This is a genomic window from Okeania sp. SIO2C2, assembly GCF_010692625.1.
GTDB classification, from domain to species: Bacteria; Cyanobacteriota; Cyanobacteriia; order Cyanobacteriales; family Microcoleaceae; genus Okeania; species Okeania hirsuta.
In genome coordinates, this window is record NZ_JAAHGM010000023.1 from 45559 (window position 1) to 70346 (window position 24788).

Here is a 24788-nt window from a genome sequence, read left to right on the forward strand (position 1 = left end):
CTGACTCCTGACTCCTAAATTATTTAGTCCAACGATTTTGACTTTGTTCTAGATGTTCTAATAATTCCTGTTTATTTAAAGAAGGTTTTTTACAAATCAAACCTTGACAAACTAACCCTACAGAATTTTTGGGTAAATCTGCTTCAACCTTATAAATAGTAGTAGGAAAGTAATGAGTAATTAAACTAGAAATTTCTGCTTCAGAGTTTCTAACTAAAGTTTGATTTCTATACCAGTCAAGAGCAATAAATAAACTCGGGCAAGTTTGAGGAGATTGTTTCATTATGCTGCTAAAAGCTGTTAAAGCTGACTCAGCTCGGTCGAGATAATATAATTCTTCAGTTAGCAAAGATAGACGTACTAAATTAGCAACTGCTATTCCATTTGCTGCGGGAGTTGCATTATCAATGTAATTACGTTCTCGTAATATTAATTCTCCACTAACGTCGCTTGGTGAATTGTAATAACCTGATGCTTCTAAACTCCATAAAAATTTATCAAATTCATCTTGTAATTTTACTGCTGTTTCTAGCCAATAATTAGTATTTGATGAAGTGATAGAAGCTTGTTGTAAGTCTAGCAAAGCTTTAATAAACAAAGCATAGTCTTCTGACTGTGCCATTACTGCCCCTTTACCTTCATAATTTAATCGATGAAAACGTTCGTCAACCCACTGATTTTTGATGATGAAATTAGCAGCATTAACGGCTAATTCTAGATATTCTGAATTGTTAAATACTGTGGCTGATCGTGCCAATCCAGAAATCATTAAACTATTCCAAGCAACAATCATTTTAGTGTCTGTTACTGCCGGAATTCTACCAGGCAAATTATTATTTTTTGCTTCTTGGTTATTGGTTGCTGGTGGGAAAGTTTTTACAGAAAAAGGTTTGGCTCCATATCGTAATTCAAATAGTTTAGATAAGGAATTTTCTAGAGTTTCACTTAACTCTCCTACTTGCTTTCTTTGCAAGACAATTTTTCCCTCGAAATTGCCACTAGATGCTATGAAAAATTGTTCTGATAGTTCAGATAATTCTTCTGAGGTTAATAAATTTTCTAATTCTTGATAATTCCAAATATAGAAAGCACCTTCTTCTGGTTCAGCTTCATCTGGAGTGGTGAAACTATCAGCATCTTGAGCAGCATAAAAAAATCCCTCTGGTGCAGTCATTTCTCGTTTTAGCCAATTTATTGTGCCAATAATTCCTCGTTTAAAAGCTGGTTCTTGATGTCCTGCACTCCATAAGTTAGCTAAATATTCAACAATTTGACCGTTATCGTAGAGCATTTTTTCAAAGTGGGGAACTGTCCAAGTTGCGTCTACTGTATAACGATGAAAACCTCCGGCAACATGGTCATAAATTCCTCCTAATGACAGATTTAATCCTCGTTGTAAACAAATTTGATTACCATCGTATTGAGATTCAAAATTAAACCTTGTTCCTTGTAATGCTGCTTGTCCGTAAGGTATCATGGGAAAGCTTTGTTGAGAGTAGCGATCGCTGATAATTGCGGTACTAACTTCTAAACCTTTTTGCAGTATCTCTTCACTTAAATCTTCTGCTTCTGGTAATAAAACTGATTTTCTTAATCCCTCCAACATTTCGGATTTTAAATCGTTAAGTTTATTTTTTTCAATGTCATAAAATCTCCTAATCTTTTGCAAAACTTCTAAAAATCCTGGTCTTCCATAACGAGGTTCAACAGGGAAATAAGTTCCACCAACAAAAGGTGTTAAATCATCAGGAGTTAAGAATATATTTAACGGCCAACCACCCTGTCCAGTTAACATTTGTAATGCCTGCATATAGATACTATCTACATCAGGTCGTTCTTCTCGATCTACTTTTATTGGTAAAAATTTTTCATTCAAATATTGGGCGATTTTATCGTCAGAAAAAGCTTCCCCTTCCATAACGGTACACCAGTGACAACTTGAATAACCAATTGATAGAAAAATTGGTTTATCTTCCCGCCGTGCAGTTTCTAAAGCTTCTTCACTCCATGGCCACCAATCTACAGGATTTTCTGCGTGTTTACGGAGATAAAGGCTTTGAGATTTAGCTAAACGATTGGTCATTTTTTTTACTCTCTAGTTATTGTTAATATTGTCAATTATTCTGGTACTTTGAAAAGTAGATGGTTAACATTTCCGCAGATTATAACGTATTTATGAATTTTAGAGCTTGATTTGTAAGAATTCAGCTATTAGCAGTCAGCACTTCAGCAATTAGTAATTATTCATTACTTCTCAGGTTTGGCAAGGGGACCCATGACATTCAACAATTAATAATTAATTATTAATTATTAATTATTAATATAGCAATATGATTTGAGTTGTGAGACATTGAAAGCTTTTAGGGAACAGGGAAAAGGGAACAGAGAAGAAGAAAAAAACGTATCATATAAATATAATAATTGCTATATTCTATACTTTTAAGGAACATCTCAATTCTCACAACTGATTCCTAATTGCTATAATTAACAATTACCTCTTCTTTTCAAGGAGAGGATTGACTCAAAGGAAAAATTTTTCTTCTCTTGGTCGATTGGATATGGCGAGGTCTCTTCGCTATCCCTTGAGCGCTTGTTTCTCCTTTAAAGGAGAGGCTTTAAACCTTAATTATTCGGTAAATTTTTATTATTTCTCAATTTCAAAGATTGCTTTTACGCAGACCCAAAATTAATTGCTGTTTGCTTAGTAATGAATAATTAGTTCGTAAGTATTCAGCTATTAGCGTTCAGCTCTCAGGTTTTTAATAAATAGACTTCTTGCAGAAGTCAGGGGATAGGAAATAAAGAGATGAAATTGTTGATTTAATATCTTGAATTGATTTAATTATTTTTTGCCAGAGATATAATTAAGCAAGCATTTGTTTGACTTTGACTACATTTTCAACCCATAAATTTGAACTACAAGAACGACTAGCTTGCATTAAAGATAATTAAGCTGATAGCTGATAGCTGACCGCTGAATGCTTACATTAGTTCTAAGGTTTTCTTCTGGGACTTTGGCAGTAAATTTTTATTCTTTTTCAACTTCAAACGTTGCTTTTACGCAGACCCAAAATTAATAGCTGATAGCTCATAGCTGACGGCTTAATGCTTACATCTAAATTTTGAATAAAGCCAAAAAATTATCGCTTTTAGGGAAAAGGGAATAGAGAAAAGAGAATAGGAAAAAAGTATTTTTGCAAATATTGAGATGCACCCATTTATTGTCGATCAAGAAGGTAGATAAAAAATAATTTATTCACATTTTTTTCTCTTATTCAATAATTAATTATGAATAATCAATTGCCACTTATATCGTAAGCATTCAGCTATTAGCGGTCAGCTTTTTAATAGACATCTCCTCCATACATAGGGAGTAGGGGGAAAGAATCGATAATTGCTGTGGGATAATTGATTTGATTTTTTATGATTGGAGATGTGCATTCATTTAATTTATACTACATTCTCAACCATATATTCGTACTCTGAAGCTTTGATAAAATTGCTTTTTTCTCCTTTAAAGGTAATCAAGCTGATAGCTGATAGCTGACTGCTTACCTTATACCTAAAAGGAAGAGGACTAGTATAGCAAAATAAATTATTGATTTTTTGGTTTTTTATATAAGAGTAATCCAACCTTAACTATATATTAGTAATCGTAATTTATATTTCTATTTACTCTCAAAAATCATCAATATGTAATGCCAATTACCAAAAGCAATGCTATACTTGTGTAAAACTTCAACTATTAAGTAAATAATACGAGCTAAATCACCTTTTTGATGATTATTAGTTAGTTAATACTAATTATTATGATGTTTACTTCTCCCACACTCCCCTACTCCCCCTCCTGGGAGGGGTTAGGGGTGAGTCCCATGCCCAATAAAATGTAGAAAAGTTTTTGAGAAATGGTATAAATATTTTTACTTCCACTTTTTTCCTTCCTCAATAATTTATGAATTACTCAAGAAGAGACTTCCATAAAATTGCTATACAATTTTCTTTAGGAGCGGGAATAGCTCCAATTTTATCAAAATATCTAAATCTCAACTTGTCAGAAAATTTATTAGATAATAAAGTCAAAGAATTTTTTGCTTATCTCGACCCAGAGATTGATTTATTAATTCCCACATATTTGGGAAATGACCAAAGAAGATTCTATGGTCGTGGTACACCAGATAATTTTAAAGTTCTAGATAAGTTTAAATTAGGAACAGGTGTAACTTATGTAGGTAAAACTAGAAAAGTTTGGAGTGGTGCTGGATGGACGGGACAACCAACTGTTACTAAAGACCGTGGAAAAACTTATTTAATTATTGGCGGTTATGACTATATTTTACGCAAAATAGATGCTGCTAATAATCAGGAAGTTTGGCAATATAAATTTGATGATGTGATTAAAGGTTCGAGTACGGTTTATATTGATGAAACTGCCAATGAAGAAAATCGTATTGTGATTTTACAAGGCAATAGAACTGGGAGACCAAAAAAAGGAATTGCTCCTAGTTTTCGTGCTATTTCTTTTAGGACAGGGAAAGAAATTTGGCAACTAGATATTAGAAAAACTCGTAGTTATAGTCGCGATAATGATAGTTCTGCTTTGCCATTAGGAAATAATTTAATTTTCAATGCCGGGGAAAATGCTATTGGTTATTTTATTAATAGTTCTGTCAGTAAAGCTCAAATTAAATCTGGGATTATGCAGCCAGAAGTATTATCTGAACTGAAACTTTATGTAGATAGTGATGCCAAAAGACAAGGGGGAAATATTGTCTCTGAATCATCTCCCGCTAGATTGGGTAATAGAATTTTTTTAGCAGCAGGTTCCGGGCATATTTATGGTATTGATATAGAGAGTAAAAAGATAGTTTGGGATTTTTATACAGGTTCAGATTTAGATGGTACTGTTGCTATTTCTAAAGCTGGTAAATTATTTTGTGCGATTGAAAAACAATTTATTCCTGGAAATGGTGGGGTAGTAAAATTAAACCCTAATCAAAAAAATCAGGAAAGTGTAGAATGGTTTTTGCCTACAGGTAATATTAAATTTAATAGTTGGTTAGGAGGTATTATTGGGTCAGTAGCGTTGAATGATGAATATAATAATTATGGTGAATTTCCGGCTTTATTTGCTACTAATGCTATTGATGGATATCTATATATTGGTTCCCAAGATTTAACTACAGGAAATAAAGTTAAAGGACCTTTGAAAAAGTTTAGTTATGATACTCCTTTAATTGTGTTTAAGCATAAAATTGGTCCTTCAATTTCAACGCCAATTTTTACTGATGGAAATAAACTGGTAACTGCTGGATATAATGGGATTTATATATTTAATTTGAATTGGGAATTTGCGAAACCTGACGAGGGAAATGTTTTACCTAATGCTCAAGGAGAATTTTTCCGCTTAATAGTAGAAGAAGCTGGCAAATTTAAGGGTAAAGTTTCTTTTGAATCTACTCCTATTGTATGGGATGGAATTATTAGAATTTGTGGTCGGGATGGTTGGTTATATAGTTTTGGTTAAAATTCAGGAAGAGGGAAAAAGTCAAAGATAAGCAGTTTCCAACTTTCCGGAGGTAAAAAATTTGTTCTGGATATCAGGGAGAATCCCCACAGAATTTGTTCGTGGCCAATGATGGCGACAATCCCGACACCAGTAGTCGCAGTGTCCTGTTGTCATGTTTGTACTTTTGCATTTTGGACACTCTAATTTTTGAAATACTTTATAGCTCATCTTCGTTTATATGAATTTTGGTATGTGGGCAATAATCAAAATTTTTTTTCAAGAAAATATTCAATCGTTCCAAGATCAAGGCAATGATTATTGACATAACTTATAATACTTTTATCTTTTTGCCCGACGGAATTCCCTAATCTATTGGTATCATTTCGGTTGTTTTCAACCTTATTTTCCAGCCTTCCAATGTAACAATAAATTTTCCAGATCCAAAACATCACACCTGTCAAACTGGTAATCGTGCCGATAGTTATCACTGTCTGTGGAGCCATTTCTTTTAACTGTCATTGAAAACTCAATGGCTGAGACTCCTAACAGTCCAAGATTCCTACAAATTAAAGCGATTAAAATTGGTGCAATTCAAGCTAAAAAAAGTTTTCTTTTGGCTTTAGTGATAAAAAAACTTTGGCGTTGCTGATTTGAGGTATGATATCTTGTCCGGATAAGAGGGCGAGCAAAAAACTTTCTCCTTTTACTCGGGGTTTCTTATTCTTTCTTCCTTCCTGACTCCTGAGGACTGACTCCTGACTCCTAAAGAATTAAAATTAATACCATACACGTGCTTCAGCAACGCCAAAACTTTCTCCTTCTGTTCTCTTTTCTTCCCTCCTGACTCGTGTACGTCGCCAATCCGACGTCCCCTACCTGACTTCTTACTCCTCCGTCGTTTATTTATAACTGTTCAACCAGACATGATATAATTGTAAATTTACAAGAGATTACAAACACAGAAAAAGTTAAAGGATTTAAAACTTTAATTGCTTTCAAAGTAATTAGCCTTGCCCTTAGAAGATTATGGCCAATGCTCAAAAAGGCTAATTGTACTAATTAAGCGATCTCTACAATTGTCCCAAAAGGTTTAGGATATAAGTAAAATTGGCGTTGCTGAGTGGTAATGATTTTGAGATTAACTTTGGGCGCAAAACATCAGTTTTTCAATTTTACCTTCAGCTAATAGACATCTCCAAGAATAAAAAATCAATATCTATATCCCAAAGAAATTATCAATTCTTTACCCCTACTGCCTACTCCCTATGCGTGGAGTAGATGTCTAATTAGGGTTTGCTGAAAAAGTCTTATGGGTGAGGGTAGGAGACAACCCACCCCTAACCCCTCCCAGGAGGGGAAGACAGGATAAATGGGAATTGTAGAGGAGGTAGTCGGAAAAATTGTAAGAGTGATTTTTCTGCCATAATCGCCCCAAAACACTAGCTTTTTGAGCTTGAGCGACCGAAAAGCTTGCACTTTTTCAAGGCCAAAAAAGGCTGAAACCAATATCAGTCAATGCTTTGATATTTAATCAGCAAGCCCTAATTATCATTACATTTAAGCAACGCCGTAAAATTTTGTTTCCTAAACTTACCAGAGTGAAGATTGGAATCAACAAGTATTTCCTTTAATGCTTGATATACGGGAATTATTGCATAGAAAAGGAATTTCTCTCCTAAATTTTATTTTTTTTAAATCCTTCTATTAAATCATCAGAAGCGATCGCTATCTCATCTGCTCGTGTTATCGTACTAATAATTTCTCCACTGCTAGCAACAATAATAGAAATAGTATTATCCTCACCATTAATGATCGCTAGCGGGGAAAATGTCAACCCTTCTCTTAGCTCAATGAGATCGATATCATCTTCAAAATCTAATATTCCATTGTTTCCTGTATCTACGGTCAACCGAAATACATCTTCCCCTCTTATAGCGGTTTTCAAATAGATAGACTACAATGGCCAAAGCATTCTCCTACTGTCTGCTCCCTACTCCCTACTCCCTACTCCCTACTCCCTACTCCCTACTCCCGCGCACCAACAGAATTTTGTAGTCTACTTAAATGAAAAGCGCTGTAAATTATCTTGCTATAATCAATCCGGGGATTTCAACCCAAGCTGATAGCTGAAAACTTTTAGCTGACACCTAGTTAATAACGATCGCTTGAAAAAATCAACCCCCTGCGATGCTAAGGCTTTAATATAAAATCCGGTTATACAGTTATTGCACTCTCTACTTCCATTCAACGCAGACATAAAATGCCGGAATATCCACAGATAATTCCCACTCTCATCCTGACTTTCTCCTGATTCAGTCCTGCTGACTCGGTCTCCCTGAATCATACGATAACTAATTATCCGGATACTATATAAACTCAATTTTTCGATAATGTAGTAGGGAACAGGCAACAGGCAACAGACAACAGGCAACAGTGGGAAAAGCATTTCTGGCATCTTACAGTTCATCATCAATCTATGTCAAACACCAACTCGTTCTTTGCTATATAGTTTAATTTGCCAACAAAACAAAGGATAGCCAACAATGCCCGATCGCTCTCTTTGGATTACAGGGCTAACTCTTAGCGGTAAGACAAGTCGGTTAATAGAACAATTTTGTATAAGAGGCCAAAATCTGAAGTCTCCCCTAAATGAAATTGTTAGGCCAGAAAATTCCGAAAATATTTTAGACGATCGCCCAAAGATACCAGACTTTCTGCATACTTCGCCCAAGATACTAATATTGGCGGCTAATGCAAATAATCGACTTGACTTGATGGACAGAATTTCCGAGGCTACATTAGAACAATACCCATATCATTCAACTACACCATTAGGTTTTTTTGAAGATGAAGTCAACTTATTCTGGCCATTGCTAATCGAATCCTTGGACTTAAAGGCACAATTTCCATTACGACTACGGCCCGAAACAGAACAGGAACTTGCTGGCAAAGTTTGGCGTCCTCACATAGAGAAAGGATTATTGCAACAGCCAGGAGTAACTAGAGAGCGGATGATACGCCGAACTCTTGACCTATTTCAATTGGCTGCTTTCAGTTGCACGCCTATAGAAGAGACCGCAATGATTTTACAACAGGGATTTGAGCAAGTAGATTCAGGGGAATTCTATGCCAATATAGTAGAATTGCTGCAACAGTGGCGACATTGGTGTTTACAAAAAGGCTTGCTAACTTATGGTATCATCACAGAGTTATACTGGCGGTATCTACTACCAAATCCTAATTATCAGCAATATCTAATTGACCGTTATCCATTTTTGTTGGCAGATGATGTGGATGAATATCCAGCGATCGCTAGTCATTTATGCAACTTTCTCTTAGATAATGGAACTTTAGGCGTTTTTACTTATAATCCTGATGGTGGTATTAGATTAGGTCTGGGAGCTGACCCCAAATATTTAGCAGAACTGCAGAAACGCTGTCAAATTGAAGTATTAGACACGGAACAAAATTTAGCTACAGAAATAGGAGAACCTATTGTTGAATTAGTCCTGGATACTTATAGTCTTAATTCTTCTATTTTCCAACTTCCGGCTTTTTTACAATTAATTCAGACTAGATCGCGGGCGGCTTTGTTACGAAAAACGGCAGAGGCGATCGTTAAAGATATAAAATTGGGTATAGTGGAACCTCAAGAAGTGGCAATAATAGCTCCTGGTTTAGATGCCATTGCTCGTTATAGTTTGATTTCAATTCTCAATCATGCTGGAATTGCTGTAGACTCACTCAAAGACCAACGTCCTCTCATTAGCTATCCCACGATCCGAGCATTGTTGAGTCTTTTAACTTTGGTTTATCCTGGGTTGGGACGTTTAGTAGACCGCGATGCAGTGGCAGAAATGTTGGTTGTATTAAGTCAAAGGTCTATTGGCAAAGCAGAAAAACAAACAGATGGTCAAGAAAATTTACAGAAAACTAATGATATAGATCCAGTGCGCGCAGGTTTGTTAGCAGATCATTGCTTTTATCCAGATATTACACATCCACACTTGCTGCCAATACAAGCTTTTTCTCGATGGGATAGAGTCGGGTATCAAGCAACTCGTGTTTATAATCAAATTTTGGAATGGATAGAAGAACAGCGGTCGCAACAACAACAACGTCAACTGCCTAACCCGATATTTTTGTTAGACAGAGCAATTCAGAAATTCTTTATGTCTAGCTATCTTTCTTTTACTGAGTTAGCAGCACTACGAGAGTTGATGGAAACCGCTACCCACTATTGGGAAGTAGAGCGCAGACTGCAACAAAGTTCAAAATTTTCGGTAACAACCGCTATTACCAACGACTCAGTGGAAGAAGACTTATCATCTAGTACAGTAGAAAAATTTATCCAATTTTTACGCAAAGGAGTTGTTAGTGCAAATCCTTTTCCCGTGAGGACAATTGGTTATTCTCCCCCAGCAATTACTTTGGCAACAGTTTTTCAATATCGAGCTAGTCGTAGATGTCATAGATGGCAGTTTTGGTTAGATATAGGCTCCCCTCTGTGGTTAAGTGGAGGTACTGCTACTCTCTATGGAGCGCCATTATTTTTGCAAAGTCAGTTAGGAAATTCTTGGACTATTGAAGATACGCAAAAATCCGATCGGGAAAGACTGCGAAGAATTTTGTTAGATTTGTTAAGTCGTGTAGGTTCTCCTGTAGATTATGGCAACAATAGTTCAGCTAATGGGTCAAATGAACATCGGATTTACCTTTGTCATAGCGATTTAGCTGTTAATGGACAGGAACAAACTGGGCCACTTTTACCCTTGGTCTACAATTCTATATCTAATACTGCTTAGTTGGACAATTTACAATAAATGCCTATTGTAATTATTGGTCAAATTGAGGACCAATGAAAAATAAATGATTTTATTACTATAAAAAAAAGTATTTGTCAAGAAAAATCACAAACTAATTAAAGATAATTTTTAGAAGGAGAAAAATAATGGGAACAGGATTAACACCTGTAAATATGCAAATAGTTATAAGGGAAATAAATGGTTTTCCCATACGAGGTTTTATTAGTGATAATGGTGACTTTGTACCATTACAGCCAGTACCATCACCAACCCCGACAGAAACACCTACACCCACACCCACACCAACTCCAACAGAAACACCCACACCAACCCCGACAGAAACACCCACACCAACCCCGACAGAAACACCCACACCAACCCCGACAGAAACACCCACACCAGAACCAACACCAACACCAGAACCAACACCAACACCAGAACCAACACCAACACCAGAACCAACCCCACCACCAACAGAAGTTATCGAAGTTAGAGCTGATAATGGCGAGCTAATTGGTTTAATTGTTAACGGCGTGTTTCAGGCATTACCCACACCAACACCAGCACCAACCCCACCACCAACTGCTTCGCCAGTACCACCACCACAACCAATAGCTGTCGATGACGAAGTGACAACTAACCAGAGTCAAACCGTTAGTTTTAATGTCCTCGAAAATGACATCGACCCTTCAGGAAATTCAATATTTGTTAGTAATTTTAGCTTACCTACCAATGGTTCATTACTAGAAAATGGTACAGGAACTTTCACTTATACCCCCAGACAATTTTTTATTGGAACAGATAGTTTTAGTTATTCTGTAAGCAATGGTACTACCAGTTCTCTGGCAACAGTTAACATCAGTGTTCTTAGTGAAGGAGCACCTATAAGAGTCGAAGGAGTATTCCGAGGCACTCCCAATAATGAATTTTTAATTGGTAGCGACCAAGTAGATGTCATATTTGGAGCGGTGGGCGACGACACTATTATTGGTCAAGGTGGTAATGATGAAATTAGAGGAGATGAAAATAATGATACTCTCAATGGCAGTCGAGGTAATGATACAGTTGTAGGAAACCAAGGAAATGATAACGCCCGTGGTGGTAAAGATGACGACCTGATTTTAGGAGAGGAGGGTAATGATATATTATTTGGCGATCGCGGAAATGACACCGTTAGTGGCGGGGATGGTCGAGATACTCTTTATGGCGGTAGAGATAATGATAGTGTTTCTGGTGATGCAGGAGATGATGAAGTATCCGGCGACAGAGGAGATGATGCTGTCTTAGGTGGAGATGGTAACGATAATGTTCTTGGTGGCGAGGGGAACGACTTTGTTAGCGGTGGTGCAGGCGAGGACTTTGTTAGTGGCGGTATAGGTAACGATCGCCTATTTGGAGACCCTGGCAGCGATACTATTTTTGGTGAAGAAGGCAATGACCAAGCATCTGGCGGTTTCGGCAACGACTCAATATTTGGAGGTTCAGGAGCAGACCTGCTCAGTGGTGATGGGGATAATGATACGGTAGACGGTGAAGATGGTAACGACCAAGTTCAAGGAAATATTGGTAACGACTGTCTAATAGGGGGTTTAGGTACAGATACTCTGATTGGTAATGAGGGTAGCGATACATTTTTCATTAGTCCTGAAAATGGCGGTCCTGAAATTTTCGAGGCAGATGTTATTTCTGACTTCAATGGTAATGCTGACCTAATTCGTTTAGGAGGAGGTCTTGGGTTTGATGACTTAGTTATTTTCCAAAGTCCCAGTGGTACAGGTCGTGATACTATTATTCAGAATGGTTCTGATGGTCCATTTTTGGCAATATTAGTAGGAGTTGACAGTAATACTATTAATGCTGGTAATTTCATTGGTTCTGGTGGATTTCCTTTTCCTACTCCTTCTCCCACAGGTACGCCAGACCCTACAGGCACACCAGACCCTACAGGCACACCAGACCCTACAGGCACACCAGACCCTACAGAAACACCAGACCCTACAGGCACACCAGAACCGACAGAAACACCAGAACCGACAGAAACACCAGAACCAACACCAGAACCAACACCTCCACCCATTCCTAACCGCAGACCAAATGCAGCAGATGACGAAGTAGCAACTAGTCAAAGTAAATTAGTAGAATTTAATGTATTAGAAAACGATTCCGATCCTGACGGCGATCCTCTGACAGTCACTGATTTTACATCAGTCTCCAATGGAGAGTTAGTGCAGAAAAGCAATGGGTTATTTGAATATACTCCAGATGATGGTTTTGTAGGTACAGAAAGTTTCAGCTACACTATCAGCGATGGTAATGGGGGTAGCGATACTGCTAATGTGACAATTACAATTAACCGATCGCCAGAGTTAGTTAACAATACTGGCATAGTAGTAGAAGCTGCTTCAGGTATACGGTTTATAAATTCCAATAATTTGCAAGCATCTGATGCTGATAATTCTCCTGATGAGTTAATATACACAATTACTGATGCTCCAGACTTAGGCGACCTGAGAATAGGAGATAGTTCTCGTTTACGGGAGGGAGATACCTTCACTCAAGAAGATATTAACAATAACTTACTACAATTTACTCCAGATGATACGGCAGGTAGTGACTTTTTTACCTACACAGTCTCTGATGTTGCCGGGGGTCAGGTTCCTCCCAACTCATTTAGTATTGGTATTGTAGATGATACTAAAACATTAACCAATGAAGCGGATAACTTCACTGGTACTGCCCTAAGTAATAATATTTTGGGATTAGCAGGAGACGATAGTATTGATGGTCTCAGTAGCAGCGACTATATAGATGGTGGTGAAGGAAGCGACTCTCTGTTAGGCGACTCTGGTGATGACTGTCTATTTGGTGGCAGTCAACAAGATACCCTCAGAGGTGGTGATGGTTCCGATAGCTTATTTGGTGGTGATGGCAACGATCGCCTTTCTGGAGATACAGGCAACGATCGCCTTTCTGGAGATGCTGGTAACGACAACCTCTTAGGAGGAGAAGGCAGCGACAGTATGACTGGAGGAGAAGGAAACGACTCTATTCTAGGAGCAGATGGTGACGATACCATAGCTGGTAATGCGGGTAACGATACCATTCGCAGTGGAGCTGACAACGACTCCGTAACTGGTGGAGAAGGTAGCGATCTAATAGACGGTGGTTCAGACAACGATACTATTAGTAGTGGAGCAGGAGCAGATACAGTTTTAGGTGGTTCAGAGAACGATTCAATATTTGGAGAAGAAGGTGATGACTCTCTAGTTGGTGATGATGGTAATGACACTATTGACGCTGGTTCTGGTCAGGATATAATTCTTGGTGACATAGGAGATGATTCTATCCAAGGTGGTGATGACAATGATGGAATTGATGGTAGCATTGGTAATGATACTATAGCTGGAGGTTCTGGTTCCGATCGACTGACAGGTGGTGCCGGGAATGATTTCTTCTTCTATGAAGTTGCAGACCAAGGTATAGATACAGTCAGAGATTTCGACCGACCAGGTGATGATGATACATTACTATTTACATCTGCTAACTTTGGCGGTTTAACTAATAGCGGTTTTTCTAGTGTAATTCTCCAGGATGAGAATATAGGATCGGAAGGTCAGAGTATCGGTGATGCAGAACTGATTATTTTTGAAGGTAAGTTTGATAATGCACAAGCAGTCAATGCTGCCTTAAATGTACAAAATGGCTCCAGCGATCGCCCTGCTTTCTTTGTTTACCTCAATGGTCAACGTGGAAAATATGTCTTTGGTTATGACACAAGTTTAGCTGATGACAGTGTTCCTGCTTTTGAGTTGGGTATACTTCAGTCTATTGAACCTGAAGAAGACCAAATTTCAACCATTATTGATGCTGGTGATTTTGAGTTTATATAAGGCAACAGGCAACAGGGAACAAGGTTAAGGGAACAAGTTTAAGGGAACAAGGTTAAGGGAATAGGGGAGTGTGGGGAGTATGGGAGTAAAATTCAACCTTTTTCCCCTATTGTCTAACTGAATATCCTTACTTCTGTTCCGTTGTCTATAAAAAAATAGACATCTCCATTGAAGAAGGAGTCAGGAGTCAGGAGAATGGAGTCGATGGGGATTCTCACCCCACCAACCGCATTTGCACCCCCGCTGACGGTGGGGTATTAAACCCATAAGGGATAAAGATAATAAAAAATCAAATTAATTATCCCACAGAAATTATCAATTATTTCCCCTACTCCCTACTCCCTTTTATCTCATAGCAATTATCAGGAAAAATTAAAATGGCACAAACAGAAAGAGTCAAACAACAAGTCGAACTACCATCAACAATTTTTATTCGAGGTTTAGCAGAAGGAAGTATTTTCAGCGACTCCATCATTGGGAGTACAGTAGCAGATACAATTTTAGCATTGTCTGGAGATGATACAGTTTTTGCTCTAGATGAAAATGACGCTCTCCTGGGAGATGAAGGTCAAGACCAAATGAACGGAAATGCCGGAAATGATTTCCTCGACGGTGGTCCGGGAGATGATTGTTTACGAGGTGGCAAAGATTTAGATTCTCTGTTTGGAGATAGTGGTAGTGACGTCTTATATGGCGATCGCGACAGTGATACTATCTGGGGAGAAGAAGGCAACGATACTATCTATGGAGGTAAAGAGAATGATAGTATTGTCGGTGGTGGAGAGGACGATCTATTATTCGGCGACCGGGGGGATGATTTTGTTGCTGGGGACATCGGTAATGATACAGTAGTTGGTGGAGCAGGTGACGATCGCTTATTAGGGAATGATGGTGGAGATACATTATTTGGTGAAACAGGTAGAGATATTCTAGAAGGTAATACAGGAGATGATGTACTTTTTGGAGGAAAAGATGCAGACTCACTAGCAGGAGGTGTTGGTGCAGATTTCCTCTCTGGAGACCTTGGTGCAGATACAATTTCAGGAGGAATAGGGCAAGATACCTTTAATATTACTCGTGACTCAGGAGGTCCAGGAGTTAGCAGTGCAGATTTTATTAATGACTTCAGTAACGAAGATTTAATCGGTCTTAGCAATGGTTTGAGTTTTGAAGAACTAAGTATTTTTGCATCAGAAGACAACCCTGATAACACTATTATTAGTGTAGGTGGTACGAACGGCGATTTTTTGGCAGTACTAGAAGGAGTTGAAAGTAGCACAATAGACTCCAGTGACTTTGTAACATTATCACTCCCTACACCCACACCTCCTGGACCAACAACTTCACCAGGTCCAACTCCCACACCCACACCCACAGAAACTCCCACACCCACACCTACAGAAACTCCCACACCCACACCTACAGAAACTCCCACACCCACACCTACAGAAACTCCCACACCCACACCCACAGAAACTCCCACACCCACACCCACAGAAACTCCAGAACCTTCCAACAACCCCCCTGAAGCAGAGGACGATAACTTAACGACAAATCAAAATGAACCATTAACTTTTACTACTCAAGAACTACTCGAAAACGACTCTGACCCAGATGGAGACCCTCTCAGTATTTCTGCCATAGGTACACCACAAAATGGTTCATTAGTACAAGAAAACAGTACAACCTACACATATACTCCCAATACTGGGTTCCTGGGAGAGGACAGTTTTAGTTATAGTATTAGTGACGGCAATGGTGGTTCCGATACTGCTCAAGTTAATATTAAAGTCAATGACTCACCGCAGTTAGTTAATAACCGAGGTATCATTGCTGAGAGAGGTGGAGCAAGACAAACGATATTCAATACTAATCTTTTAGTTACAGATACCGACAACACAGCAGAAGAAATTACCTACAATATTATCAGGGCACCCATACAAGGTAATCTGACATTAGTTGATGATAGTATCAATAATGACGATACTTTTTCTCAAGCTGATATTAATAACAACTTAATTCTATATACTCCAGGTAACACAGCAGGTAGGTTTCCGTTTACTTTTTCTGTTTCTGATGGCGATAATGGAACAATTCCAACTACATCCTTTAGTATTACTGTTGTTGATAATATATCTGAAGGTGGAGGTGGTGATAATACCATTAACGGTACTCCCGCAAGTGACTACATTCTCGGAAATGCTGGAGAGGATACTATTAGTGGTCGTGCTGGAGAGGATATTTTAGATGGAGGAGCGGACGAAGATTCTATATTAGGTGAAGCTGGAAATGACTCTTTGTTTGGTGCAGAACAAGCTGATACATTATTCGGAGGAGTAGGCAACGATACTCTAGATGGTGGTGCTGATAGTGACTCTTTGTTAGGAGAAGATGGGAGCGATCTATTATTAGGAGCAGAACAACAAGATACTCTCAGAGGTGGACAGGGTAACGATACCCTAGACGGAGGTACGGGCAATGACTCTCTATCCGGTGAAGATGATAATGACTCTCTATTTGGTAATACTGGAAATGATACTTTAGGAGGTAATTCTGGTAATGATACTCTAGACGGTGGTGCTGATGATGACCTGCTGCTTGGCCAAACTGGTAGCGATAGTTTATTCGGTGGGTTGGGCAACGATAGTGTTGTTGGTGGGGTCGGTGATGACTCTTTGAGTGGTGGTGCAGGGGTTGACACTCTTGATGGTAATGAAGGAAATGATTTTATCAGTGGTGACGAAGGTAACGACAGTATCAATGGCAATATAGGTGATGACTCTTTGAGTGGTGGTTTTGGTGCAGACAGGTTAACTGGTAATGAGGGAGATGATGCTTTCTTTTTTGAAGTCCCCAATGAAGGAGTCGATGTAATTACTGATTTTAATGGTAGTAATGTAGATGTATTCTTGTTTAGATCCAGTAATTTTGGCAATTTAACTAATCCTCCTGGCACTGCTACAGAATTTTCTAGTGTGATAATTTCTCTTGATAATTTGGGTTCCCAAGGTCAAGATATAAGTGGTCAAGAACTAATTATTTTTGAGAATAGATTTGAAAATGTGCAGCAAGTTAATTCTATTCTGAATAATCAAAATGGTTCGGGAACAAGTCCTGCTTTCTTTATCTATGTAAATAATAGTTTGAATAGTAAAGTTATCTTAGGATATGACCCGAATCTTGAGGATGATGGTAATCCTGCTTTTGATTTAGCAGTCCTTAATAATATACCTCTTGTTCCTGATGCTATTAGTACTGTTATTGACTCTTCAGATTTTAAGTTTATTTAACCCTAGGAGGTAATATGAAAATGTAAAAAATCGTTCAAATCAGCCACAAAAGTGGATAAAAATAGTTCGACCGAGCTATTATCCACGATTTTATTTTTTAGGAGAATAAATCTTCAAAGTCTAGTTAATATAATGTGCCCCCTCCGGGGGAGCTACCCTAGCCCCTTCCAGGGGAGCTATGCTAACAAATAAGCGCGTTATAATAAAGTTTTTGTTTGTAGTTGGGCTTTAGCCCTTTAATTAAATACTTGTCTTATATCATGTATCTTTGAAGAAGCACAATAAAAAATTTAGGGAGTAGGGAGCAGGGAGTAGAGAATAGGGAACAAGGGAAAGTTTGTTTGCGCAGCATGGCCTAGGAAAAAATATTCTCTCTCAAGAAAAGAACATTTTTATTATGGCTAATTAATGAGACTTGATATTAGGACTAGAGCAAAATTACGAAGCCCTATTATAACTGTTTTACCATAAGCGTAGCTCCCCCGAAGGGGGCAAATGATATAATTTATCCCAGATAACGATCAGCAAATAATACTTGCAATATCTAGATAACTTTATAAGATTATACCAATTGTTAAAAAGGAAAAAAAATGTTAACCTTAACAAAGTTGTAGAGCAAAAAAACATCAAATTTTATGGTTGAAACTAATTCAATTAGTTACAGTTTGACTTTCCCAATACGAGAAATGTTGAATGAATATAGATGGATTCGTTCGATTTAAGTAACTTGATAAATTCAAGTTATTAATAATACCATTTCCGAATAATTAAGTATAATAAAAATGTTCACCTCTTGCTCTGGAAGGTGTCTCCCAAATTTATGATCCTATTCAGTATTCCCTCTTGAATTTACACCTACCACCTATTACCTAAGAACTTTATTTTTACTAATTAAGCGGACATGATATAACCTGTAATAAAAACAATATTATCCCTTGTAAAAGTTAACAATATTACTACATCATCAAGAAGTAGATAAACAAAAAAAATCTTGACCTTGTCTCATACTAGCTAACGTAAATTATATATTATTTAAGAGGTAGAAAAATGGCTTCAGCAGGCACACCTATAAATGTTGAAATAATTACAAGGATAATAAATGGCTTTCCCATACGAGGTTTCCTTGATGATAATGGTGACTTTGTACCATTACAACCAGTGCCAACCCCATCTCCAACACCAGCACCAACCCCAGCAACAACCCCAGCACCAACCCCAGCACCAACACCAGCACCAACACCAGCACCAACACCAGCACCAACACCAGCACCAACACCAGCACCAATACCAGCACCAACCCCAGCACCAACACCAGCGCCAACACCAGCACCAACCCCAGCAACAACCCCAGCGCCAACACCCATACCAACAACTCCCGAAGGTAGGGAGATAGTTGTAATAGATGGAATAATAGGTTTCTTCGATGCAAATGGCGACTTTGTAGTGATAGAACCAGTAGAACCAACAGAACCACCAGTAATAACACCAACTCCACCAGTAATAACACCAACCCCACCAGTAATAACACCAGCACCAACCCCATCTCCTACACCAGCACCAACGCCTGCAACAACGCCAGCTCCCGTACCTACAGCACCAGGAGGAGGAACTTTACTTCCAGGTGGTGAAGCAGTGGGCACCGAGGGAGACGATCTAGCATTTGGTAGTGTCTTCAGCGATACATATTCTGCACTAGGTGGCAATGATATAGTATTTGGCCAAGAAGAAGGTGATTCTTTACTTGGCCAAGAAGGCAACGACCAAATCAACGGCAACCGAGGCAATGATACAGTTAGCGGTGGTTTGGGAGATGATAGTCTACGAGGTGGAAGAGATGCTGACTCTGTTCTCGGTGATGCTGGGAATGATACAGTATTCGGCGATCGCGGCTCAGATACAGTCAGAGGTGGAGAAGGTAGAGACGTTATTTACGGTGGTAAGGAAAACGATGATGTAGCAGGAGGAGAAGAAAACGACTTTGTTTCAGGAGATATTGGCGATGATACGGTAGCAGGAGATGGAGGTAATGATACGCTTCTCGGTCAGGATGGTAACGATATTATCTCTGGTGGTGCGGGGTTAGATGTTATTAGGGGTGGTGAAGGTACTGATAGTATTTCAGGAAATGAAGATAATGATTCTTTATCAGGAAACCAAGGCAACGATACTCTAGATGGTGGTACGGGAGATGACGTATTATCTGGAGGTAAAGATAATGACTTATTATTAGGAGATGCAGGTGCTGACACTCTCAATGGTGAACGAGGAAACGATACTCTAGATGGTGGGGAGGCAAATGATGTCCTCTCAGGTGGTAAAGGAAATGATTCTATTGATGGAGGTCAGGGTGACGATCTATTGATAGGTGGTCGAGGTGATGATACTTTAACTGGAGGCGAGGGTGAAGATAGTTTCGTTATTGTAGATTTTGAGGAACCTGATAATTTATATACTGTTACTGACTTTAGTACTACAGAGGATATTCTTAGTTTGGAGGGAGGTCTGAGGTTTGAAGATTTAGAAATATCTGACGAGGGTGGTAATACTGTTATTCGGAATGCTGACGGTAATACTTTGGCTATCTTAATTGGTGTTGATAGTGGCACTCTTAATTCTGGTAATTTCTTCCCTACTCCAGAAACTCCTTTTCCTACAGCTACACCAACACCAACACCAACACCAACAGACTCGCCAGACCCAACACCAACACCAACACCAACAGACTCGCCAGACCCATCACCAACCCCAACGGACTCGCCAGACCCATCACCAACCCCAACGGACTCGCCAGACCCATCACCAACACCAACAGACTCGCCAGACCCATCACCAACCCCAACCCCAACAGATTCTCCAGACTCAACACCATCACCAACCCCAACAGACTCGCCAGACTCAACACCATCACCAACCCCTCCAGATCCAGGTGAAGTAACGCCACCTTCTCTCAACGATCCTCCCACTGACATTCTGTTAGATAACGATAGTGTGGAAGAAAATAGTGAAGCAGGTACAGTTATTGGTACATTTACCACAGAAGACCCAGATGAAAGTGATGTCCATGAATATAGATTAGTTGATGATGCTGATGGACGCTTTGCTCTCAACGAAGACCAGCTAGTTGTAGCAGAGGGAGCAAATCTTGATTTTGAGCAACAAGAGACCTATGACATCCAAGTCAGAACATTTGACAATGCTGGAGAAAACTTAACTAAGTCATTTACGATCGCCCTGCTCAATGTCAACGACCCACCAGAAATTACAATTCCTGACGACCAACAACTGGTTAATGAAGGGGAACAATTAGATATTGTTGGTATTGAGGTAACAGACCCCGATGCTGGAGACGGAGAATTAGAAGTTACCCTAGAAACTACTAATGACGGTAATCTCACCCTTAATTCTACCTCTGGTCTCACCTTTACAACTGGTGATGGTCAAGCAGATGCGGAAATAGTATTTACCGGAAGTTTAGAAAATATTAACCAATCTCTCAACACCCTGACATATACAGGTAATAACTCAGGTAGTGATTCTATCAGCATCTCGGTAAATGACCAAGGCAACACAGGTTTAGGCGAACCTCAAACTGATACTGCTTTAATTAATCTCAGTATTAATGATTTACCATTGGTGGGAACGAATACCGAATTAGTGGTCAATACACAAGAGACTGGAATAATAGATAATACTCTCCTAGAAACAACCGATGATAGTAAGACTTCTCTAATTTATACGGTTACAGAATTCCCTACTCGTGGTAATTTGCTAGTTGATGGAGGAAGCTTTACCAGTTTTACTCAGGAGGATATTGACCAAGGGTTACTTACTTATGAACACGATAATAATGATACTAAAAATGATTCTTTTAGTTTCAGTGTTTCAGACCAGGTAGGAGGTGAAACCACAGACACATTTGAAATCAGAGTTAATGTCCCGCCAAATATTACGAGCAAAAATTTAAGTCTCGATGAAGATACCCAGGAAGAAATTACTAATAAAAATCTACTGGCAGAAGATCCTGATACTGATGCTGTTGCAGAAACTCTAATTTATGAAGTTACAGAATTACCAACCAGTGGAAAACTACAACTAGGAAAGGCGATTCTGGAAGTAACGGATACTTTCACTCAAGAGGATATTGACCAAGGCAGTCTCTCTTACCAACATACAGGAGATGAACCTGGAACAGATACATTTAGTTATGTTGTGACTGACCAAGACGGGGGTACGACCAGTGGGTTACTAAATATTAATATTAATCCCGGTGATACCTCTCCCATAGCTGGTGATGATGTATTTGAGACTAACGAAGATACGGCAATAACTATTAATAAGTCAGAATTATTGGCAAATGATTCCGAAGCTGATGGTGAGCAAATTACAATTACTGAGTTTGCTGCCGATAATATTAAAAATGGCACTTTAGCAGAAACAACAGAGAGTTTCATCTATACGCCTAATGAGAATTTTAGTGGGGAGGAGAGTTTCACATATACTATTACGGATACTCAAGGGTTCACAGATACAGCAACAGTCAACATTAATGTTACTCCCGTTGCCGATACTCCTAACCTGGAAATATCTACACCAAATGTATCAGGAACAGATATAGAAGAGCTACCTCTGGGTATAGCTGCTAGTTTAGTAGATACTAGCGGTTCAGAAAATCTGTCTATTACTATTAGTGGAGTGCCAGCAGGAGCAACTCTTTCCGCAGGAACAGACCAAGGTGATGGTAGTTGGGTTTTGACCCCAGAGGAATTAACCAATTTAACTATCTCCCCTCCTGGAGACCGAGAGACCGGAACAACCTTTAGTTTTGACTTAACAGTTACAGCTACAGCAACAGAAACAGCTAACGATGCTACTGCGACTCAAACAGGTACTATATCCGTACAAGTAGAAGCATTAAACGATGCACCAGTACTAACAGACCTAGGAAATTTAGCTCTGACAACTATCAATGAAAATGAAGTAAATAATACTGGCACTCCCGTCGCAAGTATGATCGCTGGTGCAGTTACAGATGCTGATGGAGGAGCGAGTAGCGGAATAGCTATTACTCAAATAGATAATAGTAATGGTCTGTGGCAATATTCCGTAGATGATGGTACAAACTGGGTAGACGTGAGTAATAGCAATACGACATTACTGACAGCTACAACAAGTGAACGCCTACGTTTTGTTCCCAATACCGACTTTTTCGGCGATGCCACTATTCAATTCCGTGGTTGGGATACCACCGACGGCAGCAGTAATACTAGCGAACTAACCGATATCTCAACCATAGGTGGCACAAATGCCTTTAGTGAAGGTGTTGGTACTGCTAATATCTTGGTCAACGACATCCCCGAAATTACTAAAAACAGCGAACTGGTTGTCAACCTTGGGGGGACAGGAAGCATCAGTCAGAATTTATTGCAGACAACGGATGGGGATAATGGTACAAATGCTTTTACTTATACAGTTACCACTGAAGCAGCAGCAGGAATATTACAACTGGAGGATAACCCCACCAATACTTTCACTCAAGAAAATATCAATAGTGGCGTAGTTATCTACCAACACACAGCTACTGATACAAATGATGACTCCTTTAGTTTCCAAGTCATCGATGTTGATGGCGGTAAAGTGACAGATACCTTTAATATTCGGGTCAACGATCCACCTGTCGGTACTACGACTGACCTAAGTGCATTTATTGGTCAAAGTAAGGTCATTCCTACAGAAAATCTCCAATTTATTGACCCTGATGTAGAAACTGCCACTGCTGCTTCTCTACAATATACCCTGACTGAAGTGCCGACTTTAGGGGAATTACAACAGGGAGGAGAAACTTTAGCAGTAGGAAGTAAATTCACTCAGGAAAATCTCGATAATGGAGAAATTAGTTATGCAACTACTACTGCTAGTATTGGCACTGACAGTTTTAATTTCCTGGTTACAGACCAAGACGGCGGTACTACCAGTGGGTTGTTAAATATTAATATCGTCGAAGCTAACCGACCTCCCGAAGTAGAAGCTGATAAAACTGTCATCTTGGAGGAAGATAATAATGCGACCTTAGACATTCCAGCACCCACTGACCCCGATGGTGATGCGTTAACTATTACTGTTGACAGTATTCCTAACCCAGAAATTGGGCAAGTACTATTGTCAAATGATACTCCGGTAACTGCGGTAACTATTGGTCAACAGTTAACCACAGACCAACTAACATCATTAACATTTGTTCCAGTTGCTAACGCTAATGGAGCTGCTAGCACTTTCAGTTACACCGTTGATGATGGCAATGACGAAAATAGTTCCTCTACCCAAGTTATTAATATTGATGTCACCCCAGTAAATGACCTGCCCATTGCCATTGATGACGGGCCAGTATTTACCAATTTGGGGAATGTGATAACAATTGATGTGTTGGGAAATGACAGCGATATTGATGGCCCAGATCCTTTGTCAATTACAACTCTTAGCAATGATGAGCCTTTGGGTATCTTAAATAACTTGGGTACTCAAGTTCAATACACAGCAGTGTTTGGCACTGGTACCGACCTCTTTCAATACACCATTACGGATGGTCTCGACGAAGCTACTGCTACTGCTACGGTAAATATTCTGGATGTTAGTAATGATCCTGACTTCTTGGTGGGTGGTGAGTTTAATGATAATTTTGATGGTAGCGGAGGCGACGATACTCTGGAAGGTTTAGCAGGTAACGACACTTTAGCAGGAGATGATGAAAACGACAGTTTAGTCGGTGGTGACGGTAACGACTCCATAGATGGGGGTGACGATGATGATATCTTTATTGGTGGTCTGGGAGCGGATACCCTCTCTGATGATAATGGCAATAATACTTTTGTTTATACCAGTGCTGATGACGGTGGTGCGAAGTTTAATGCTGCGGATGCTGCTTCTATTGGTACTGCCATTAGTGCTGGTTTGTACGACCGCATTACTGGTTTTGAGGACTTAGGTGTCGTCGGTGGGGATACTATTGCATTTTCTAGCACAGTTATTCCTGCTGTTGATAATATTGCTACCGATGTACAAACTACCAATATTTCTGGAAATGTGTTAATAGCTGGAAACCCTGGTTTATTTGCCTACGAAGTTGAAGGTAAAACTTACCTCATTTATGATGCTAATGGCGATAATACGGTTGGTGATGATTCACAAATTTTGGCAGAATTAGAAGATGTTAGTGGGGTTGTTGCCCTGGATATAAATGACGACTTTACTATTATCTAATATCCAGTTGCTATTATAGCAGTTTTCAAATGGATAGACCACA

The 24788-nt window shown here is 39.1% G+C and carries 10 protein-coding genes; 5 read left to right on the forward strand and 5 right to left on the reverse strand.

Going from position 1 to position 24788, the window contains the following annotated elements; genetic code table 11:
• Nucleotides 1-19 precede the first annotated feature (19 nt).
• Nucleotides 20-2083: a thioredoxin domain-containing protein gene (locus F6K18_RS19375; protein WP_287523015.1), complete on the reverse strand. Its 2064-nt coding sequence runs from the start codon at nucleotides 2081-2083 to the stop codon at nucleotides 20-22.
• 1869 nt (nucleotides 2084-3952) lie between these two features.
• On the opposite strand from F6K18_RS19375, the gene F6K18_RS19380 reads away from it, so the two are divergent.
• A complete protein-coding gene (locus F6K18_RS19380; protein WP_287523016.1) occupies nucleotides 3953-5524 on the forward strand; it encodes a hypothetical protein in 1572 nt (523 codons plus the stop codon).
• A 245-nt stretch (nucleotides 5525-5769) separates the two neighbouring features.
• On the opposite strand, the gene F6K18_RS19385 is transcribed toward F6K18_RS19380, so the two are convergent.
• The 3 genes from F6K18_RS19385 to F6K18_RS19395 all read right to left on the reverse strand — a co-directional run bounded on the left by F6K18_RS19385 (nucleotide 5770) and on the right by F6K18_RS19395 (nucleotide 7976).
• Entirely contained in the window at nucleotides 5770-6009 is a 240-nt protein-coding gene (locus tag F6K18_RS19385; protein ID WP_287523018.1) for a hypothetical protein, read from the reverse strand.
• Between the two features lie 1172 nt (nucleotides 6010-7181).
• Nucleotides 7182-7451: a hypothetical protein gene (locus F6K18_RS19390; protein WP_287523020.1), complete on the reverse strand. Its 270-nt coding sequence runs from the start codon at nucleotides 7449-7451 to the stop codon at nucleotides 7182-7184.
• Nucleotides 7452-7601: 150 nt separating this feature from the next.
• The gene (locus tag F6K18_RS19395; protein ID WP_287523022.1) at nucleotides 7602-7976 is read right to left on the reverse strand and encodes a hypothetical protein; all 375 of its coding nucleotides are present in this window, start codon (nucleotides 7974-7976) and stop codon (nucleotides 7602-7604) included.
• Nucleotides 7977-8049: 73 nt separating this feature from the next.
• Here F6K18_RS19395 and F6K18_RS19400 point away from each other — a divergent pair, with 73 nt between their 5' ends.
• From F6K18_RS19400 to F6K18_RS19410, 3 genes are all read left to right on the forward strand, one after another.
• A complete protein-coding gene (locus F6K18_RS19400; RefSeq protein WP_287523025.1) occupies nucleotides 8050-10311 on the forward strand; it encodes a recombinase family protein in 2262 nt (753 codons plus the stop codon).
• 146 nt (nucleotides 10312-10457) lie between these two features.
• Complete coding sequence (locus tag F6K18_RS19405; protein ID WP_287523027.1) at nucleotides 10458-14201, forward strand: Ig-like domain-containing protein; 3744 nt, start codon at nucleotides 10458-10460, stop codon at nucleotides 14199-14201.
• A gap of 377 nt (nucleotides 14202-14578) precedes the next feature.
• Nucleotides 14579-17491, forward strand: coding sequence for a cadherin-like domain-containing protein (locus F6K18_RS19410; RefSeq protein WP_287523030.1), 2913 nt, complete (start codon nucleotides 14579-14581; stop codon nucleotides 17489-17491).
• A 1028-nt stretch (nucleotides 17492-18519) separates the two neighbouring features.
• Here the strand turns inward: F6K18_RS19410 and F6K18_RS19415 are convergent.
• Entirely contained in the window at nucleotides 18520-19131 is a 612-nt protein-coding gene (locus F6K18_RS19415) for a hypothetical protein (protein ID WP_287523032.1), read from the reverse strand.
• Here F6K18_RS19415 and F6K18_RS19420 point away from each other — a divergent pair.
• Entirely contained in the window at nucleotides 19124-24745 is a 5622-nt protein-coding gene (locus F6K18_RS19420; protein WP_287523034.1) for a cadherin-like domain-containing protein, read from the forward strand. The two genes, F6K18_RS19415 and F6K18_RS19420, sit on opposite strands and share 8 nt — an antisense overlap.
• Nucleotides 24746-24788 lie beyond the last annotated feature (43 nt).

Bases quoted from the DNA above. Each gene is read 5' to 3' on its own strand.
- F6K18_RS19375 (WP_287523015.1), bottom strand. From the start codon at position 2,083: ATGACCAATCGTTTAGCTAAATCTCAAAGCCTTTATCTCCGTAAACAC.
- F6K18_RS19380 (WP_287523016.1), top strand. From the start codon at position 3,953: ATGAATTACTCAAGAAGAGACTTCCATAAAATTGCTATACAATTTTCT.
- F6K18_RS19385 (WP_287523018.1), bottom strand. From the start codon at position 6,009: ATGGCTCCACAGACAGTGATAACTATCGGCACGATTACCAGTTTGACA.
- F6K18_RS19395 (WP_287523022.1), bottom strand. From the start codon at position 7,976: ATGATGAACTGTAAGATGCCAGAAATGCTTTTCCCACTGTTGCCTGTT.
- F6K18_RS19400 (WP_287523025.1), top strand. From the start codon at position 8,050: ATGCCCGATCGCTCTCTTTGGATTACAGGGCTAACTCTTAGCGGTAAG.
- F6K18_RS19405 (WP_287523027.1), top strand. From the start codon at position 10,458: ATGGGAACAGGATTAACACCTGTAAATATGCAAATAGTTATAAGGGAA.
- F6K18_RS19410 (WP_287523030.1), top strand. From the start codon at position 14,579: ATGGCACAAACAGAAAGAGTCAAACAACAAGTCGAACTACCATCAACA.